The 268-nt window shown below is 59.7% G+C and carries 1 protein-coding gene; it reads right to left on the reverse strand.

The genetic code is table 11. From position 1 onward, the window contains the following. Positions 1-268, reverse strand: a 268-nt coding sequence (locus tag SB679_RS24505; protein ID WP_410704875.1) for a cytosine permease, incomplete at both ends; no start/stop codon positions are given.

Raw genomic sequence — 268 nt, forward strand, 5'->3', positions numbered from 1 at the left:
CTCGCCAGCCCCAGCGACCGTAGATGCCGTCGGGTCGGAAGATCTCCCTGATGGAGTACACGCCGCGTCGGACAAAGAAGTAGTCGACGAGGTTGATCGCGGTCCAGGGTGTGAACAGGTAGGCCAGGAAGATCAGGACGTTGCCATAGAAGGCGTTGAAACGGTCGATGCCGACGAACTGGGCGATTGCCCAAACCGCCACGAACATGATCCCGATGCCGATTGCGCGGATCCGTCGGGTTGGCCTCACTGGTTTGAAAGAGTCACG

Source organism: Chryseobacterium sp. SIMBA_029, assembly GCF_046535275.1.
Lineage (GTDB): Bacteria > Bacteroidota > Bacteroidia > Flavobacteriales > Weeksellaceae > Chryseobacterium.